Raw genomic sequence first — 18,086 nt, 5'->3', positions numbered from 1 at the left:
ACATGAAAAATAATAATATATCTGAAACTTCTATCATTACACTAATGTAAATCCATCAGTTTTAAAGAAAGTAAACTCTTCCTTTAAACCTTTTGTAACATGTATTTCTTTATCTTTAGTTATAAATATAGCCTCCATATCTTCTTGGCTGTCAATTAACTTAATTCCATCCTCAAGTCCTAATATAAATATAGCTGTGGACAGTGCATCTGCAGCTATAGACTCCTTTGATACTATAGTTGTACTCATTAAAGAAGACTCAGCAGGATAACCTGTTCTAGGATCTAAAATATGGTGATATTTTTTATTATCTTTTTCAAAATATCTTACGTAGTCTCCAGACGTAACAACTGTTTTATTTGCTGCATTCACTGCTCCTAAACATTTCCCTCTTTGAAGCAATGGGTTTTGAATACCAACTCTAAAAGGATCTCCATTTGGCTTGTTACCAAGAACTGCTACGTTGCCTCCAAGATTTACAAAAGCCGATTCTACTCCATATTGTTTATATATTTCAATTGCTCTGTCAGCAGCATAACCTTTTGCAATAGCCCCCAAATCCACGCATTGCCCTGATTTTTCAAGTTTTGATGTCTTCAACTCATTATTTATACTTAGGTAATTATGCCCAGTAAGTTTTAAAGCTTCATTAATTTCTTCTTGTAAAGGAATTTTTTCACTACTAGTAAAGATTCCCCATAGTCTAGCAAGTGGAGCTATAGTAATATCAAAGCTCCCTTTACAAATCTCTGAATAATATTTCGCTTTATTTAATACAAATAAAACTTCATCACTAAGCTCAACTTCATATTGGCCAGCCGCTCTATTTAACTTACTCACTTCGCTAGATTCTAAAAAGAAACTCATAAGTCTCTCTAATCTTTTCATTTCATCCTCAACTTCAATTGCTGCTATTTTTGCATTTTCTCCGTAAACCTTCTGACTTATTATTGTTCCCATGCAAAAGCTTTCCATTTCATAAAATCTATCCATAAAAATCTCCTTTTGTAACTCTATAATACTTTGCGCAAGTTGATATTTTATATCAATTGATAAATTCTATCAACTGTTCCTTATTATATACTGTTTTGCTATTTATCACAACGGTTTATTAAAAATTTTAATATGGATATGATATGACTAGACAGTTAGAAGTGCTTGTGACGAAAAAAAGTAGCCACTACTCACATTTAGTTGCTACCATCTTTGTTTAAATTTATTTAACTTATCTACTTTTATAAATTATATGTTTTTTTAGATATCCCTATTCATTTACATGGATAGTCAAACACTTCTGCTAGTTTTAAAACAAGCTGAGTATGACTAGTCAATTCTTCATACCCGTCGTTTTGCAGGCACCACTTAATTGCAGTCATAACAAGTGCTGCATATAAGTCTGATATATAATCTAAAATTTCAGGTGACTTTTTATTTTTTGTTTCATACTGGTCATAAAAGCTTCTCTTTAAAAAATTAGACATATCATCATACAGATGAATCGTATCTGTATGAATGGTAAAAAGAGCTAAAATTTCTTCTCGTTTAACAGATAATATGTGATATAAAGGTTTTATAACCATAATTGCATCTTCTACATTAGCACAGTCAAATCTATCTTTTACACCAGTTTTTAGCAAGTCAAATACTTCATTGCAAAGAGTTTCAGCTAGTTTGTATTTATCTGCATAATGCTTGTAAAATGTAGAGCGATTAATCAAAGCCTTGTCCAATATATCTTGTACTGTTATTTTGTAAAAGTCTTTTTGCCCAAGTAAATAAATAAAAGATTCTTCTATGTTTCTTTTTGTCTTTATAACACGCAAATCATTTTCATTCATATGTAGCTCCTCCATACCATTATTTTAAAGAAGTTTATATAGATAAACAACACTTTGTATAATTTTTGTAGTTTAAGTGCATAAACACTTAGATATTGATGTTTGAAGCATTAAAGTAAATGAGTAAAATAAATAACAAAGGGGGAATGAAAAATGAATGAATTAAAATGGTTTGTATGGCTTTTTCCGTTATTATTTATTGTACACGATATGGAAGAGATTATTATGGCAAAGCATTGGTGCAAAAAGAATTTAAAACAATATGTCCGCCTTCCTATAACACCCTTTGGAGGTACAAAGAGTACAGCTGGATGTGCAATTGGTGTATATGAAGAATTGATTTTGTGGATTATAGCTACTATGATTGGTAACGTTAGCGGATTTTATGGTTTGTGGTACGGTTTACTTGTAGCAAATATCGTTCATCTGATCTTATTTCATATTATATTATTACGATTATCCTACCGTCATTATGTCCCTGGTGAAATAACAGCATGGCTAACAGTTATTCCATGTTGCTATATTTTAAAACTTGCCCAAAATATCTTGGGATACTCCGCTATTGAAATTTTTATTTGGGTAATTATAGGGATTGTATTTGTTTTTGCAAATGTAAAGATACTGCATAAAAACATTAATAAATTATCTGAATTGGTGGGATGATTATATGTTAATGAATAATAGGGTGTAACGTCCAACGTTACATCCCCTATTCAAAATTGGGATACACTATTTATCTAATTACAATATCTTTATCATACATTAATATTGCTTCTACATTTTACAAAAGTATAATTTATAAAAAAATCTCAAATCTCTATAGCTTTTTTCTTCTTTCTAAAAATGTAACATCTAAAAAAGCCAAACCAAAGGATAAACTCAAGGCATGAGAAGCAGCCTTAATTATATCTATATTAGGACTTTTAAAAATATAATCAAAAACACAGTTAAGTGCAAAAAATATCACAAACTTAATAGCAAATTTACTTAATACTTTTCTAAGATAATCCCATTTCAATTTTCTCGCATTAAATAAAGTAATTATAAGCACATACAATAACATAAATAGAGCAAACACAGCATAGCCAATCACAAATTTTAAAGCCATACTATTATCTATGTTGCCATAAACAATGATACATGTAATTATTGTACATATAAAAAATATTGAATAAATAACTTTGGTAAAGAGTAATGTTTTACTCATATAATACCCCCAACACTCTATATTAAGAACATTAATTTAGTACAACAAATAAGTTATAGTATATTTCTGTAAAATCACATTTTATAATTTTTGTTTAAAAAATTATTCTATAGTGGTATAAGTTTACCATTTGCTAGAGAATCCTGCAATTTCTACTGAAGCTCTGGTTCATTTCCTACTATTTTGTAGCTGCGTTCTTCAACAACTGTTCCATCTGATTTCGTTTCTTTAAAAGTGATTACATCATATCCATCAGCGCTCTTACTTTGAGATGTTTCATAAATTAGCCTTATTCCATTTTCCACACGCTCTTTTGTTCCTATCCAATAAGGACAGTCATTTAGAAATGAGTCATGCTTCCCCAAGTATACAAATAGTTTATTTTCTGCTGAAACATTAATATTAGGACGTTTTTTCTCAACATATTTTGAGCTTACCTCAGCAGTTCTACCAATTTGTTTTAGGTATTCTTTAGCCTCTTTCTCTTTTGATTCTGCAAGCTGCGAATAGCTTTCCTGACCTTTTAAAACCTTGTCCCATAACTTTTCTGGAAACATCTGTTTTATAGAATTTTCACATTCTTCTCCATCTTCAGGTTCTTTATATTGGATTAATGAATAACCACCATTTGAATTTTTAGAAAATGTCATTATCGTAGGAATAGCTCCACTTCCACTGATTTCTGTAAAAATCCCATTTTCAAAGCCAAAATAACCAAAACTTGAAATAGTGTAAACTTTCACGATATTATCTTTTTCTTCAACATCTAAAACTATGTGCCCTTCTGTAGCCACTTCTCCCCTTAGATAATTTTCCCCTCTACTCTTTATGGCTTTGCTTACAGCTTGGTCAATATTTTCAGTAATGTTGTTCTTGTTGATATCTGTTGTATTTACCGTATTGTTTGATGAATTGTTTTCCTTCATTTGAATCCATGCTCCATCAGCACTTAATTCATAACCGCCAACACTAGTATTTTTAGCCATTTCTCCGCTATCATATAAATAATACCAATTGTTTTTATCTTTTACCCATCCTGTTTTCATATATCCGTTGCTATCAAAATAGTACAAGTTATTATTAATAAACTTCCATCCACTTGACCATGAGCTTCCTTCTGTATACCACCATCCGTTATTATCTTTTTTCCATTCAGCATCTGCACCTATTGGAAACATTGCTAAAACTCCAACTAATATCAATCCCTTAACAATTAATTTTTCTATACTTTTTCGACCCATTTTGTATCCCACTCCCTTTACGATTGGTAATTTAAAATTTGCAATTGCAACACTTTTTAAGTAACTTTTTGTTATTAGCATGATTAAGGTACTGAAACTTAATTAATCATTTTAATTTTTTTAATGGAAACAATGCAGGTATTACAACAATAACAATCATTGAGTAAATCACAATCCCAAAAGCACTTATTAAACGAAAGTTACTATCTTCAAAAATAGGCATGGCAGAAACAAAGAATGCCATTTGTACAAAAAAGCTCCACCATGGCAGTTTACTTTTACGAAAACAATATGGACATGTGATACGTTTTGTGAAACGAGAATCACCACCAACTTTTTTCCAAAAAGTAATGGTTTTAAATTTACAATGCGGGCATTTAAACATAACTTTCACCTCAATTACGTTAATATGTAATCTAATATAATATAAAATGTCTAATTTTGACCTCCAACTCTAATACTAACTAATTTACTAATACTTTCACTTCCATTTATGCTTGGTGTATATGCAGGTCTAAATAAAAATATAATAAGAGCCAATATAATTAAAGTACTTACTCTTTGAATATTTTTCTTTTTCATATATTTTCTCCATAACAATTTCTTATATTGCGTCAATTTGTACAAATTCATAATATAAAAAGAATTTAACAAAAAAATTTTATGTGTTAAAAAGAAGAAAGATAGCAGCAAAATAATTTATTGGTGCTAAGCTAACTATAATTGCTTTATTATATAATTTTGATTTGAATAAAAGAAAAAATGACATCATTACTGATATTAATATGACTGCTGGAAGTGAGAAAGTGGATAGGAAAAATATCCATGTATATATGCTTTCCGTCGAACCTGGTGAATCAAATGCCATAGGTGAAACCATTGCTATTACTATCGCTACTACCACTGCGATACAAATAAACTTAATAAGTATTGACATAAAATTAATTGCTGTAGAATTAATTTGCATACAAATCCCCCCAGTAGTTAAAAAAATATTCTCACAACCAAATTCCAACAAATATATTCCTAATTATAACATATATTACAAGTATCCTATTGTTCAATTTTCAAAAAACACTATTTTTACTAATTATCTTGCATTCATATACCATTTTCTAATATGTCAGTTCCAAAGCCTTTTCTCAAATCTCTTATATCTCTAAGTGGTGGCTTTCCATTTTCAAGGCCTTATAAATAAATCCAGAAGTTCCTCATCTGCTTTTCCTACAAATGCTCCTAAATAAAGTTTCTTATTATTTATATTAAAAAGGCGTATCCTTGAAGATGAATCAATTGTTTCTATTGGTGATCCAGCAAAAATGGTCAAAGCTATGATTAACAGTGTAGACCAGCAAGAGGCTCCAAAAAGAATTACTCTCGGTAGTGATGCCTATGATTCAATTCATCAAGCACTATTTGATCATCTTAAAGAACTTGAAGCACAAAAAGAGCTTGCTTTTTCCACTGATTTTACTGTCTAAGTCCAAACTATACTGTTTTGGAATAGAAATATTAGTGTATTTTAAAATTCGCGGTAACTCATTGAGTTACCGCGAATTATTATATATCAAAAATCAATATCAATATATTTCTTATTAGATTTTTATAAGCAAATATCAAATCATATTTTAATCTTAATTTTTCAAAATATATCTCAGTTTTAATTCTTACTTTTCTATTTATTGCCATCTATTAATTCTTTCAAACTAATACTAGGATTAGTATAACGTCCCCTGCTTTGTGTCTTATTCTTATAGTTAATAGCCTGCTTTGGACACCATTGAACGCACGCCATACATTGTTCGCAATTGTGCTTAAAACTCGGCTTTTTGTTTTTCATTACTATGTTGGAAACAGGACAAACTGCCTCACATGTTCTACAGCCTGTACAACTATCAGAAACATTAAAACCTTTGTCTTTTCTGGCATATATTAATTTTTGACCAATAGCAGTCGATATATTAAGTGGCTCGTTCACCTTACCCACTGGCTGCTGTGTTTTAGCTACTATCTTTTGTACTAATGCAGGTATATTATCAGTAGCAATTTGATATTTCTCTGAATTTCTCTCGTTCATTTTATACATCGCGACATAATTTTCAACCATAATAATTTTCTCTGCGAAATTAAGTGTCGCACCTTTTTTTGCTAAAATTTTAGCAGGGACAGTTAACGCAACACCACTTATATTACCACATCCAGTCACAGCAAAAAAATATGCGTTTTTACTTTTTTCAAGCGACATTTCGCTTATAAATTGTGTTACTCTTCATGGCAAATTCAAGGCATATGTAGGATATACAAAACCGATATAATCGTACACTTCATTGCTGTCATGTTTCCCTTTACCCATGGATACCAACTTGCAATCCGGCAATGCCTCAGCTATTTTTTTAGCTACCTGTAAATTGTTTCCTGTTCCTGTAAAATAATAAATAACACTTTTCAATTTTAATTACCTCCTTATTTCTTATAATCAATATCATCCATATACTTATTTTTTATAGTTATTATCAAAAATCACTATTATTAGCTATTCCTTGAAGGAACTTTCATATTCTCCTCACTTAATTTATCCCATTGTAATATCATATTTTTTATTTATCTTGGATATAAACCTTTTAATGGTTGCTTCATTTTAAACAAAAAATCATGTGCAACCACCCAAAATATGTCGAATATAGTTATGGCTAATCGTAATTGCTCGCGCAAACTCTGTTAAAGCTCTGAACGAATATTACAAGTTACATTAATATATTTTTGTAACCTATGATGCTAATATATCACACTCCACTACAAATTACAATATACTAAATATGTAACTTATTATAAATTTTATACTAAGAATGTTTTTCTTTTTTCATTTTGACCATGCTTTTATAAAGTGTAGTCAAAGTATTAGACTGCAAATAAATAAAGTCCTCAGCAATTCTTCTCAGAAAGTCAAGGACTAAAAATTTTAGCTCATCATATTTGGATTTTGGATTCATTTATCTTGCACTATAATCTCTTTAATACTATTTATCCCGTCTTTTATACTTTTTCTATTGAACCCAACATCATAAAATCATCTGCACTTACTGTCTAATCACTATCATTGATATCTCAAATACTTCTTTTATTGTACTCTTTTTCAAAACTGATTAACTATAGATATTAAACTCAAATCCATGTTCTGGTTCCCCTATTTCAAAACCTAATATTGTCGAACACTTCGTCTTAAATAATTCAAACCATTTATCCCATTCTTCTTGCTGCATTTCAGCATAGAATTGCAAACCACTAGGTTCAACTGAAGCATTAATCATTCTTTTGTCATTATCTTTTGCATACCAATGAGGAATTCCATCAATAAAACCACTCCATCCTGGCATTTCAGAATATAATTCAGCTAATTTATCCCATATATAATCTGGTGATGAGTAATGAATATTCAAATTATGATTGTGTATTTCCATAAGGAATTCTCCTCCCCCTTAACATTGCAATCTAATCATTACTAGCCTAATTTTGAGCCACTACAGCACATCCAATTATATGAATAATTAGAAATTGTATTTTATTTATGACATGGTTACCGTAAGTCTAATAACTATACTTTAATGCAAATCTTATTAAATATCGATTTTTGAGGAGACTTCAATAACAAAATCTTTAAATATTTTTGCAGAAGGAATCATATATCCATTCTTCAGCCATCCCATATGCACTGTTCTATAACAGTAAGGTTCTTTTATTCTTAGTACTGATAATCCATCAGTTATTAAATTAGGGGTATCGGGAACTATAGAAATACCAAGACCTGCACTAACAAAACCTGTTACAACCATACTGCTCTCACTAGGTTTCATAGATACTTTGGGAATAAAACCAGCACTTTTAAAAATAGAACACATTTTTCCTTTTATTCCTTCTGAAAAAAACACAAAAGATTCTTCTTTTAAATCTTTTAGTAATACTTCTCTTTTATCAGCAAGGTGATGATTTTTAGGTACTATTATAACAAGTTCCTCATTTTTTATAGGAATTGACTCGATTTCCTCATATTCTTTAATATCTCCGAATTCATCATAAAAGCCTAAATCAAACTTCCCAGCCTTAAGGCCGTTTAAGATATTGGAAGTTGATTCAATCCCAAACTCGAATTTCGTATTTGGACTTTCCTTCAAAAAATCACTTATAATCGAAGGAATAAAATGTGTTCCAATAGTGTAAAGTGAAGATACGGAAACTGTACCTGCCATAGGATTAATTATATCCTGTAATTCCTTTACTCCTTCATTTATCTCTCTTATTGCAGCATTTGCACGTATTAAAAACATATCTCCAAAACGAGTTAATCTTATATTACGACCCTTCTTTTCAAATAATGGTACATTTAGCTCTTCTTCTAATTTTGAAATAGCTTTACTCAAAGCTGGTTGAGTTACAGAAAGCAAATTAGCCGCTGATGTAAAATTCTGTGTTTCCGCTACGGTTTTAAAATATTCTAATTGCTGCCAGTTCATAAATACACTCCTTAATTTATAATATTTTAAGTTATAAAGCATTAATAACAATCTATAACTTTTAGTTATTAATTCAATGAAAAATATTAATTAGACATATGATATACATATTGATATCATTATATTACTTTATAAATTACATTTAAATTTTGATAGATTAATTATAAATTTAATTTATGTATTAGTCAAAGGTGATGATGTTTTTTTATTAAGCAAAAATCTTATATATTTATTACCATTTAGTAAATATAAAAATTAAATTAAAATGTCTTTTAAATTGAAAGGAGAAAAACTATGAATGAAATAATTCAAAATATCTTAACAAGAAGAAGTATAAGAACTTATAAAGAAGATCAAATTTCTGATGCAGACTTAAATACTGTTTTAGAGGCTGCCCAATTTGCTCCAACAGCTATGGGCAAACAAGGCTGGCATTTCACAGCAGTTCAAAATAAAGAAAAGATTGAAAAGCTAATTTCTGCAATAAAAGATGCTATGTTAAAGTCGTCTATAGAACAATATAGAAAAATGGGCGAAAATCCCAATTTTAATCCATTTTATAACGCACCTACAATAGTCATTACGGCTTATGATAAAACTTTACCTACAAAGGAATCTGATTGTGCTGCTGCACTTCAAAACATGCTTTTAGCTGCTCATTCACTTAATATTGGATCTTGCTGGATTCATATATTAGCTATTACTGGAGAAGATCCTAAAGTTAAAAGCGTACTTACAGAACTAGGTGTTCCTGAAGATTATGCAGTGTTTGGTACTGCTGTTTTGGGCTATAACAGTAAAGAAGAAACTAAAGCAGCACCTAGAAAAGAAGGAACTTTTAATATAGTAAAATAAAACTCTAATCTGGTTTCCTTGATAGTATCCTGCTATGGTAATGTAAACTCCCAGCTAAATGTAGAAACCAGAATAAATAGATACTCTTCCGCCAGAAATGGCGGTTTCTTTTTTGTACTCTCAATTCATGCAAAGTCATTTTTGAAAATAAAAATAGATGAGCCCACTAGCTACGTACAATATCTCCAAATAACTACTAATATCTTAATGCGTTGATACAATAATTTACTTTTTTCATAATATCAATGCTAATTAAATTCACAAACTGTTTCCACTATCTTAAGCCTATACCAATGAAATGTAATGCAAAGATAGGATGCCACCTACGTTTATTGAAAAAATAACCATTTCTATCAATCCAACTTTATAATAAAAATTACAGAGCCATCTGCTTTTTACAAAAGTCTTTTCTCTTTTTAATTCAATTTTTATTTCACCCCTAATCATTTAACAAATGCATTCCGTAATTTTATTACTCGATTAAAATTTTTCTCTACTAATATTTAAGGCGTATTTTCCTATCTTAAACCACATAAAAATCGAACTTTTTTTAAGTCCAAAACCTTCAAACCCGCATTATTCAAGCATATTCTTCAGAATATTAGAATATCAGAATATATATTCTAGTATTCTGAAGAATAAATATGGTGGAGAATATATATTCTTTACCATATAAGAATATTGACTAAATGTTTTTGAGCTTGTTTTAAATCTCTCTCTAAATTTTACAAAGCCTTATGAAAATTCTTGCGCCCTATTGCTTATTAGCTTAGTACATTCATAAAAATAAAAAAGGAATACCAAAAGCTCTTATTGCTCTAAGTATTCCTTCTAATTATATTGGTGTATTATCATAATATACGTTTATTTTTATTCTTGCTTCTCTATAGGGTTTCTCATTGAAAATTTGAAATGTCTCAATCAGATAAATTTGATACATATTTGTGAAATTTTCATAGTCATATGGAACAAATATGTATTCAATTTCCCCCAATATGCACATAAGCTCAACTCTCAGTTCAGAGCCCCTATATAATAAAACAATTACAATCTGAATCTATACTCTGAAATATATCCCAACTAGAAAGCAGAAACATTTTTATGCAGCAGGCATTTAAAAATAAGCTGTTAAAAGTTCTTAAGCAGAGAACCCGAATCTTTGATTTGGTGAGAATCGCTTACTCAGCGAACGAACGTGAGTCGAGTTTCCGCTAGCGGTTGTTCCACTAATGCTTGTCACAATGAAATCGGGAACAAGCACTAGTGATGCAATCTGCAATTTAGTACTTTCAGCGAAATTTTCATAGTCCTGCGAAATAACAATGTTTCTACTTTCGGGGGATTATTACATAAGCTTAAATCTAATGTTGTTTATCTAGGGTTTCTATTTTTATCTTTTAACTAAAGGAAATGCAATAACATCTTTTATTGTATTTGATCCAGTTAGAAACATTATCATTCTATCAATACCAATACCTAGGCCTCCAGTTGGTGGCATTGCTGTGTCAATAGCTATAGCAAATTCTTCGTCCATTGGACTTGCTGTTTCTAGTCCTCCTCTTAATTTTTCAGCTTGGTCATGTAATAATATACGCTGTCTTAATGGATCATTTAATTCTGAATAAGCATTTCCAAGCTCTACTCCATAGGCATATGGTTCAAATCTTTCAATTAAATCTGGATTTTCTCTATGAACCTTACAAAGTGGTGATGATTCTTTTGGAAAATCTATAACAAAAGTAGGTTGTATTAATTTCTTCTCGCTATATGCCTCAAAAAGGTTTGTTATTAATTCTCCTTTAGAAGCTTCATTTATATTTAAACCTTCATTTTGTTCTTCAATCAAAAGAGAATTCTCTTTAATTTTACTTATAATTTCTTCTTTAGTTAAATTCTCTACATCAATTCCTGTATCTTGTTTTACAAGATTGCACATAGTTTCTCTTTTCCATGGAGCTTTAAAATCAATTTCTTCTTCACCATATTTTATTTTAGTAGAGCCATTAACAGACATAAACACATATTCATATATTCCTTCCATAATTCTCATCATATCTTCATAATCCGCATAGGACATATAACATTCCATTAGAGTAAATTCTGGATAATGTGTTCTATCAATGCCTTCATTTCTAAAAGATCTTGCAAATGTATAAACTCTTTCTATTCCTCCAACAATAAGTCTTTTTAAATATAATTCTGGAGAAACATTCATATATACTTCACAATCTAAATCATTAACAAAAGTTTTAAATGGTTTTGCTTCTCCTCCACCATATTTAGTGTCAAGTACAGGAGTATCACATTCAATAAAATTCATATTATTTAAATACTCTCTAATTGCAGTAATTGCTTTAGAACGTTTAATAAATCTTTCTTTAACGTCTGAATTCATTATCATATCTAAGGATCTATGTCTCTGTCTTAAATCTGAATCTTGAATCCCATGATATTTTTCAGGAAGGGTTCTTATCGATTTAGATAACAATTCAAATTTGTTTGCTCTAATAGTTATTTCCCCTGTCTGAGTCTTAAATACGGTTCCCTCTACCCCAATAATATCACCGACATCGATTAATTTTAAAACATTATAATTTTCACTTCCAATTAACTTTTTACTGAAAAATATTTGTATATTTCCTCTTTCATCTACTATATTAGCAAAAGTTGCATTTCCCATTCTTCTAAGAAACATTATTCTTCCTGCTAAAGAAAACACTTTACTTTCATCAATAGTATCAAAATTATCACATATCTCTTTTGTATAAGTTTTTTTGTTAAAATCGTAATTATAAGGATATGGATTTATTCCTAGCTCACTAAGTTTATTTAACTTTTTTATTCTCTCCACTATAAATTCATTTGCATCTGTCATTATATTTTCTAATTCATTTAGATTTTCATATTGCTCATACATTTTTGTTACCACCTTTACTTATTTATTGATTAATTTAGGCATATAAAAGAAAATAACACTTTCAATTTTGCCTTAAGTTTTTTATCAGGCAAGAAAGCGGATTTACTTGTTATTCTTCTGATATCGCCTTAATACAAATAAAAAAACCTTCACCTCCAAGATTTCTAATCTTGAGGACGAAAGTTATAAATTCGTGGTACCACCTCAGTTTATGTATGCGTTGCCGTATACACCTCTTCAAGTACATCAAAAATGAGATACTCTATACCTATAACGGGGTATTCCGTCACATCCTACCTCTATTAAGTGAAACTTAATTCATGTTGGGTTTTTATCCCAATCTAAATTCTAGTTTAACTTATACCCTCAATGGGTACCCTGTCCAAGAGCGTGCGTAGCCGTTATCTTCCACTTATGTGTGAGAATACCACGGATACTAGCTATAGGATAAAATAGACTCAGTGTGCAGCTCCAAGACCTTCTTCAATAAAAATCCATTGCCCCATTCCACCATCTAGAGCTCTCTGAAAATGAATTATTTTATCTACTCTTCTTTTCATTGCTTTTAATATAGTTTACAATAAAAGCCTGTTTTTGTAAATATAATACTAAAAAACTCTCTTCATAGTGTTTTATCTTAAATTAACAATCTTCTGTTTTTCTTTTTGTATATTTTAATATAGTAATGCCATTCTCAACAAAAACCTCATCTAGATGCAGCTTTATTGTTGGATTGTTTTCTAAAAACAAAGGTCTTCCTTTGCCCAGTATAGTTGGAATTATTCCAACTATAAATTCATCAATAATATCAGCTTTAATAAAATTATCTACAAGACCTCCACCACCAAATAAGTAGATATCTTTGCCGTCCTTTTCTTTTTCTTCTTGAATTATCTTAATAATATCTCCGCTAATAAAATAGAGATTATCTTGATCTTCAATCTTTTAAAATGATACCTATAGACTGGACACATGAAAAAAAGTGTTTAGTCTGTAGGTATTTTTTTATATAATGAAAATAACAACGGAGGATTAGAATGAGTAAGATTTTATTTTCAAAAGAAGACATTATAAATTTAGAAAAAAATAATAATATTCTTAGAGTTAGTGAACGTTCAATAACATATACAAATGAATTTAAAAGACTTTTTATTGAAGAATATATGGGTGGAAAATTGCCTAGAGAAATATTTGCTGAAAATGGATTTGATATTGATATCATAGGGTTAAAAAGAATTGAGCAATCAGCAGCCAGATGGAAGAACTTATATGAGAAAGATGGAATTATAGGTTTAGATGACAGCCGAAAATGCGCTAGCGGACGGCCACGTTCAAGAGAATTGAGCAAAGAAGAAATAATTGAAAGACAAGAAGCTAAAATAAAGTTACTTGAATCACAGGTAGAACTATTAAAAAAATTAGACACGACAGAAAGGTTGCTGATAAACAGAAGTAAAAATCTAAAAATTAATGATATATTTGAATTAATAGGTACTACAATAAAGGAAAATAATTTTAAAAATTTAACAGGATATTTTTGCAATTTGCTATCTGTTTCACGGTCGGGATATTACAATTATATTAATTCCAAAGAGCATAGAGCAGCCCGTGAAAACAAAGATTTAGAAGCTAAGAATATAATTCTAAAAGCATTTAATCGTCGTGGATACAAAAAAGGCTCTCGTTCTATAAAAATGATTTTAGACAATGAATTTAATATAGTCTATAGTCTTAAGAAAATACAAAGAATAATGAGGAAGTACAACATTGTATGTCCTCATAGAAAAGCAAATCCATATAAGCAAATGGCTAAAGCTACTAAGGAACACAGGACTGTCCCTAATATACTGCAAAGAAACTTTAAGCAAGATATACCTGGAAAGATATTATTAACTGATATTACATACTTGCCATATAACGGAAGTGATATGGCTTATTTATCGACCATTCTAGATTCATCAACTGGTGAAATACTAGCCCATCACATATCTAAAAGAATTACCATTGATATAGCAACTGAAACAATTTATAAATTAACAAGGCAACGAAGAGTTAAATTGCATAAAAATGCCTTCGTCCATTCCGATCAGGGATGTCATTACACAAGCCCTATATTTCAGGACTTACTCAAAAAAAGTCACTTAGGGCAATCAATGTCACGACGTGGAAACTGTTGGGATAATGCACCTCAAGAATCTTTTTTCGGCCATTTGAAGGATTCTGTTAAAACACGAATATGCAAAACTTTTGAAGAACTTAAAAGTAAAATAGACAAATATATAATATATTACAATAATTATAGGTATAAATGGGATCTAAAAAAGATGACTCCTGTTCAATACAGAAATCATCTTTTAAGTGCTTAACACTCTTTTTTAAATTGTCCTTGACATAGGTATCAGATTATTTTGTGATGTTGCTACATACACTTTTTTATTTTTATAATCATTATGCATATTTTGGTCATAGCATTTTTTACCCATAACTACTATATCTATACCCTCTAGAAAGTTATTAAAATCGAATTTATTTTTAGTATTTAATGTATCGTCTCCATCTCCAACTATCCAATCATATCCACCATCTTCTGAAGCTATATATCCATCAAGACTTATTGCCAGATTTAAAATTATCTTTCTTTTCATATAAGGGTCCTCCTTAATTATCTAAGTTATTTTAATTTTCACCTGTTTTATTACTATTATTGTTTGATTGTATAACTAATAATAATTCATGATAATTGACATCCTATGTCATATAACATGAGGAAAATAGTGATGGTAGACAAATTAATTGTTCGCATTTATTATTTCCTTCAATGTAACATTTTGATTAACAAATCTAGCCTTACTTTTTTCCTTTTTAACTCTTATTGCATTATGCGGACAATTATTAGTACATGCCAAACATCGTTGACAATTATTCATAAATAAAGGTTTATTATCTACTTTTATATTATTTACAGGGCATACTCTTTCACAAGTTTTGCAGCCAGTACAAGTATTTTCTACAGTAAAATTCTTTTCAAATTGATCATCATAAGATAATTTTTCAATTAGTATTCTAAGACCACTTGCAATAAAAGAATGTTTTTTAATATATTTCTTTTCTTCATTAATATCTTTAATTATTTTTTCTAAGTTCTCTTCTATCTTTTTCTTAGGTTCTTTTTCTAGCTCCTTATTTATATCAAACCCTGGAAGATAATTATCAATCATAACTATTTCATTAATATAAGAAAATTCAATTCCATTTCTATTTCCGATTTCTAAAAGATGTCTTGTTGCAGCTCCTGCATACATTCCATAAGTTGCTATTCCAAAAATATATTTACTTTTAAATTTTGCTTTATTTAGAAATTCTTCAACGATTTTAGGAACCCCTCCACCATAAATTGGAAATACAATCCCGATTTTTTCGTCTTCTAAATCATATTTACCTTCTTTTATTAATTTAGGAATTGAATAATAATCACTTCCAAGGCTTTTTGCTATATATAAACTATTACCTGTTGCTGTGAAATATAAAATTTTCATGATATCCTCCTTAAATTTCAACGTTACAATTGTAACACTTATTTGTGTATAGTATAATGTGAGCAAAAGAATATTTCAATAGAAGATAGATCAAACGTTACAAAAGAAAGGATATTGTTATGGTAAATAAATCTACTAATATACAGAATATGATAACAAAGGAAAGTATTTTTACTTCACTTATGATTTTAATGGAAAAAAAGAATTTCAAAGAAATTTCCATTACAGAAATAACAAAAAAAGCTGGAGTCTCTCGAATGGCTTTTTATAGAAATTATAATATAAAGGAAGATATTATAACCACATACCTTGATGAACTCTTTAATGAATATTCAAAGGAAGTAATGCAAAAAGAAACCCTATACAATTATGAAAATCTACGCCTATACTTTTCTTACTTTAGAAAACATGAAAAATTAATTTCTAATTTAATCAATTCCAGTTTAACTAATATACTTCTTGAAAAATGTATTGAATCTTTTTATGAGCTATCCCAAACGATTTTCTGCAAGAATTCACTTCTTCCAGAGAAGCATAAATTTTGGATTGAGTATATGGCAGGTGGATTATATAATGTATTAATTGAATGGGCTAAAAATGGTATGAAACAAAGTGATGACTATATGGCAACGACAGTTTCTGAATTTATAAATAAGTAATATAGGGGTTATCTATATTAGAATCTCTTTTCTTTAATAGTTCCAGTGTTTTCTATTAATACTTATTTATTTTCAAGCATATCATACGAAAAATCGGCCATATCTAATTATTGATTAGGATTACCAGATTTATAGTATTCAGGTACTTTAGTTGGGTCATATCCTTCAAACATTTTATACCTCAATTTAAAATTTACACGAACTAAAAAACTGCCTAGTTATTTGTGTTTAAAAACCACTAAAATTATTTATAAATAGGTGAGTCTAAAGATTCAAGCCTGGGAAGTGATATCCCTAGTCTACGTGCTTCAGCAAGAGTATCGCGCACAAATATCACATTACTTTCAGCTTTTAGATTTTCTCTCCCACTAGCACTTCTCATTATTTCTCTTGGCAGCTTACCTTCAGCTAATGCTAATTTCATTACAAAAGCCACAAGACCTGCAGGTAAATTCACTGCGATATTTATTATTGTACTGACCTTAGAGCCCTTAGCTGCCATCAATGGTGTAAGTTCCCTTAATATTAAAGCAAAATCTTTAAGGGCATTTGCAGAATCAAATAGATTATTAAGCGAACCTACTTTTGATGCTGCCGCCATCATGCTTGCGTTAGTAATCACGTGAAACCATAGCCAATTACGCATATCTTTCTGTTCAGAAATACCAAAACCTGCATTTTTAAATAAGCGAGTTACCATATCATATCTAGCTTTATTAGTAGTATTATCAATGTAGCCCATAAATATGTTTTTCATGAACCCACCATCTAATGTGTTTTTATTTATAAAAGATCCACCAGCTCCAGGAAATCCCCAAACAACTTGCTCTTTTGGAATTGATCCAATTGAATTTAACGGTTCATCAATAATATTATTAAATATTAGAACAGTTGAATTCTTAACAAGTGGTTCTAACCAATTTATTATAGTACTTAATTGATTATGGTTTACGCTAATCATAATCAAATCAAAATCATGGTCAGATGGCAATTCTTCTATCATTTTAATTTTCCAAGATTTATTTACTAAATCACCTTTTTTATTCTTTCTGCCATCTAATATTTTTAAATTCACTATATTACCATACTGATTGATTCTTCCTTTACGCACATAAAATGTCACATCATTGCCTGCTTGTTCTAAAGCCCATCCATATTGTGTTGAAATTACTCCTCTACCTATCATTAAAATTTTCATTATATTTCCTCCTATTAAACATGTGTTGTTTAAAATATAAGTGTATGTTAATATAATATCTGATTACTCATAAAGCTACAACCAATAGATTTTTAGCTATGTTGTATAAACAACATTTTATTAAATC

Annotated in this window: 19 protein-coding genes, 2 pseudogenes and 1 other annotated feature; of the genes and pseudogenes, 5 read left to right on the top strand and 16 right to left on the bottom strand. The window is 29.6% G+C overall.

The genetic code is table 11. The features are described from left to right. Window positions 1–36: 36 nt before the first annotated feature. Complete coding sequence (locus ACJDTP_RS14835; protein ID WP_406761672.1) at window positions 37–993, bottom strand: FAD:protein FMN transferase; 957 nt, start codon at window positions 991–993, stop codon at window positions 37–39. A 275-nt stretch (window positions 994–1,268) separates the two neighbouring features. Next, window positions 1,269–1,838 (bottom strand): TetR/AcrR family transcriptional regulator, encoded by a 570-nt coding sequence (locus ACJDTP_RS14830; protein WP_173709939.1) that lies wholly within the window; start codon window positions 1,836–1,838, stop codon window positions 1,269–1,271. Window positions 1,839–1,991: 153 nt separating this feature from the next. On the opposite strand from ACJDTP_RS14830, the gene ACJDTP_RS14825 reads away from it, so the two are divergent. Next, entirely contained in the window at window positions 1,992–2,501 is a 510-nt protein-coding gene (locus tag ACJDTP_RS14825) for an HXXEE domain-containing protein (protein ID WP_171772088.1), read from the top strand. A gap of 154 nt (window positions 2,502–2,655) precedes the next feature. Here ACJDTP_RS14825 and ACJDTP_RS14820 read toward each other — a convergent pair whose 3' ends face one another. The 5 genes from ACJDTP_RS14820 to ACJDTP_RS14800 all read right to left on the bottom strand — a co-directional run bounded on the left by ACJDTP_RS14820 (window position 2,656) and on the right by ACJDTP_RS14800 (window position 5,253). Further along, window positions 2,656–3,045, bottom strand: coding sequence for a hypothetical protein (locus ACJDTP_RS14820; RefSeq protein ID WP_171772089.1), 390 nt, complete (start codon window positions 3,043–3,045; stop codon window positions 2,656–2,658). A 152-nt stretch (window positions 3,046–3,197) separates the two neighbouring features. Continuing rightward, window positions 3,198–4,286 (bottom strand): N-acetylmuramoyl-L-alanine amidase family protein, encoded by a 1,089-nt coding sequence (locus ACJDTP_RS14815; protein ID WP_406761671.1) that lies wholly within the window; start codon window positions 4,284–4,286, stop codon window positions 3,198–3,200. Between the two features lie 106 nt (window positions 4,287–4,392). After that, window positions 4,393–4,671, bottom strand: coding sequence for a hypothetical protein (locus ACJDTP_RS14810; protein ID WP_103698005.1), 279 nt, complete (start codon window positions 4,669–4,671; stop codon window positions 4,393–4,395). Between the two features lie 50 nt (window positions 4,672–4,721). Further along, window positions 4,722–4,868, bottom strand: coding sequence for a hypothetical protein (locus tag ACJDTP_RS14805; RefSeq protein WP_406761670.1), 147 nt, complete (start codon window positions 4,866–4,868; stop codon window positions 4,722–4,724). Between the two features lie 79 nt (window positions 4,869–4,947). Further along, on the bottom strand, window positions 4,948–5,253 hold the full coding sequence (locus ACJDTP_RS14800; RefSeq protein ID WP_406761669.1) for a hypothetical protein: 306 nt from the start codon (window positions 5,251–5,253) through the stop codon (window positions 4,948–4,950). Between the two features lie 352 nt (window positions 5,254–5,605). On the opposite strand from ACJDTP_RS14800, the gene ACJDTP_RS14795 reads away from it, so the two are divergent. Next, complete coding sequence (locus tag ACJDTP_RS14795; protein ID WP_406761668.1) at window positions 5,606–5,767, top strand: hypothetical protein; 162 nt, start codon at window positions 5,606–5,608, stop codon at window positions 5,765–5,767. 194 nt (window positions 5,768–5,961) lie between these two features. On the opposite strand, the gene ACJDTP_RS14790 is transcribed toward ACJDTP_RS14795, so the two are convergent. The 4 genes from ACJDTP_RS14790 to ACJDTP_RS14775 all read right to left on the bottom strand — a co-directional run bounded on the left by ACJDTP_RS14790 (window position 5,962) and on the right by ACJDTP_RS14775 (window position 8,794). Further along, window positions 5,962–6,540 carry an EFR1 family ferrodoxin gene (locus ACJDTP_RS14790; protein ID WP_406761687.1) on the bottom strand — a complete coding sequence of 193 codons (579 nt, stop codon included), beginning with the start codon at window positions 6,538–6,540 and terminating at the stop codon, window positions 5,962–5,964. 15 nt (window positions 6,541–6,555) lie between these two features. After that, window positions 6,556–6,735 carry a hypothetical protein gene (locus tag ACJDTP_RS14785; RefSeq protein WP_406761667.1) on the bottom strand — a complete coding sequence of 60 codons (180 nt, stop codon included), beginning with the start codon at window positions 6,733–6,735 and terminating at the stop codon, window positions 6,556–6,558. 694 nt (window positions 6,736–7,429) lie between these two features. Further along, window positions 7,430–7,744 carry a hypothetical protein gene (locus tag ACJDTP_RS14780; protein WP_406761666.1) on the bottom strand — a complete coding sequence of 105 codons (315 nt, stop codon included), beginning with the start codon at window positions 7,742–7,744 and terminating at the stop codon, window positions 7,430–7,432. Between the two features lie 156 nt (window positions 7,745–7,900). Next, on the bottom strand, window positions 7,901–8,794 hold the full coding sequence (locus ACJDTP_RS14775; protein WP_406761665.1) for a LysR family transcriptional regulator: 894 nt from the start codon (window positions 8,792–8,794) through the stop codon (window positions 7,901–7,903). A 294-nt stretch (window positions 8,795–9,088) separates the two neighbouring features. Between ACJDTP_RS14775 and ACJDTP_RS14770 the strand changes: the two genes are divergently transcribed. Further along, on the top strand, window positions 9,089–9,649 hold the full coding sequence (locus ACJDTP_RS14770) for a nitroreductase family protein (RefSeq protein WP_406761664.1): 561 nt from the start codon (window positions 9,089–9,091) through the stop codon (window positions 9,647–9,649). Window positions 9,650–11,039: 1,390 nt separating this feature from the next. On the opposite strand, the gene lysS is transcribed toward ACJDTP_RS14770, so the two are convergent. Next, a complete protein-coding gene (lysS, locus tag ACJDTP_RS14765) occupies window positions 11,040–12,566 on the bottom strand; it encodes a lysine--tRNA ligase (RefSeq protein WP_406761663.1) in 1,527 nt (508 codons plus the stop codon). 169 nt (window positions 12,567–12,735) lie between these two features. Then, window positions 12,736–13,135 (bottom strand) — a binding site (T-box leader). A gap of 73 nt (window positions 13,136–13,208) precedes the next feature. Then, a pseudogene (locus ACJDTP_RS14760) lies at window positions 13,209–13,511 on the bottom strand (dihydrofolate reductase family protein); the annotation flags it as partial. A 92-nt stretch (window positions 13,512–13,603) separates the two neighbouring features. Between ACJDTP_RS14760 and ACJDTP_RS14755 the strand changes: the two are divergent. Then, window positions 13,604–14,932 (top strand): IS3 family transposase, encoded by a 1,329-nt coding sequence (locus tag ACJDTP_RS14755; protein ID WP_406761662.1) that lies wholly within the window; start codon window positions 13,604–13,606, stop codon window positions 14,930–14,932. Between the two features lie 42 nt (window positions 14,933–14,974). Here ACJDTP_RS14755 and ACJDTP_RS14750 read toward each other — a convergent pair. Both ACJDTP_RS14750 and ACJDTP_RS14745 read right to left on the bottom strand, forming a co-directional pair. Next, window positions 14,975–15,211: pseudogene (locus ACJDTP_RS14750) on the bottom strand (dihydrofolate reductase family protein); the annotation flags it as partial. Between the two features lie 144 nt (window positions 15,212–15,355). After that, complete coding sequence (locus tag ACJDTP_RS14745) at window positions 15,356–16,102, bottom strand: EFR1 family ferrodoxin (protein ID WP_406761661.1); 747 nt, start codon at window positions 16,100–16,102, stop codon at window positions 15,356–15,358. 119 nt (window positions 16,103–16,221) lie between these two features. On the opposite strand from ACJDTP_RS14745, the gene ACJDTP_RS14740 reads away from it, so the two are divergent. Then, entirely contained in the window at window positions 16,222–16,761 is a 540-nt protein-coding gene (locus ACJDTP_RS14740) for a TetR/AcrR family transcriptional regulator (protein ID WP_103697995.1), read from the top strand. A 244-nt stretch (window positions 16,762–17,005) separates the two neighbouring features. Here the strand turns inward: ACJDTP_RS14740 and ACJDTP_RS14735 are convergent, their stop codons facing one another. Further along, a complete protein-coding gene (locus ACJDTP_RS14735; protein ID WP_406761660.1) occupies window positions 17,006–17,959 on the bottom strand; it encodes a ketopantoate reductase family protein in 954 nt (317 codons plus the stop codon). Window positions 17,960–18,086: the final 127 nt, after the last annotated feature.

This window comes from Candidatus Clostridium helianthi (assembly GCF_045310795.1).
GTDB lineage: Bacteria > Bacillota > Clostridia > Clostridiales > Clostridiaceae > Clostridium > Clostridium helianthi.
Note: the sequence above shows the minus strand (reverse complement) of the source record. Positions and strands in the feature narration are given on the sequence as shown.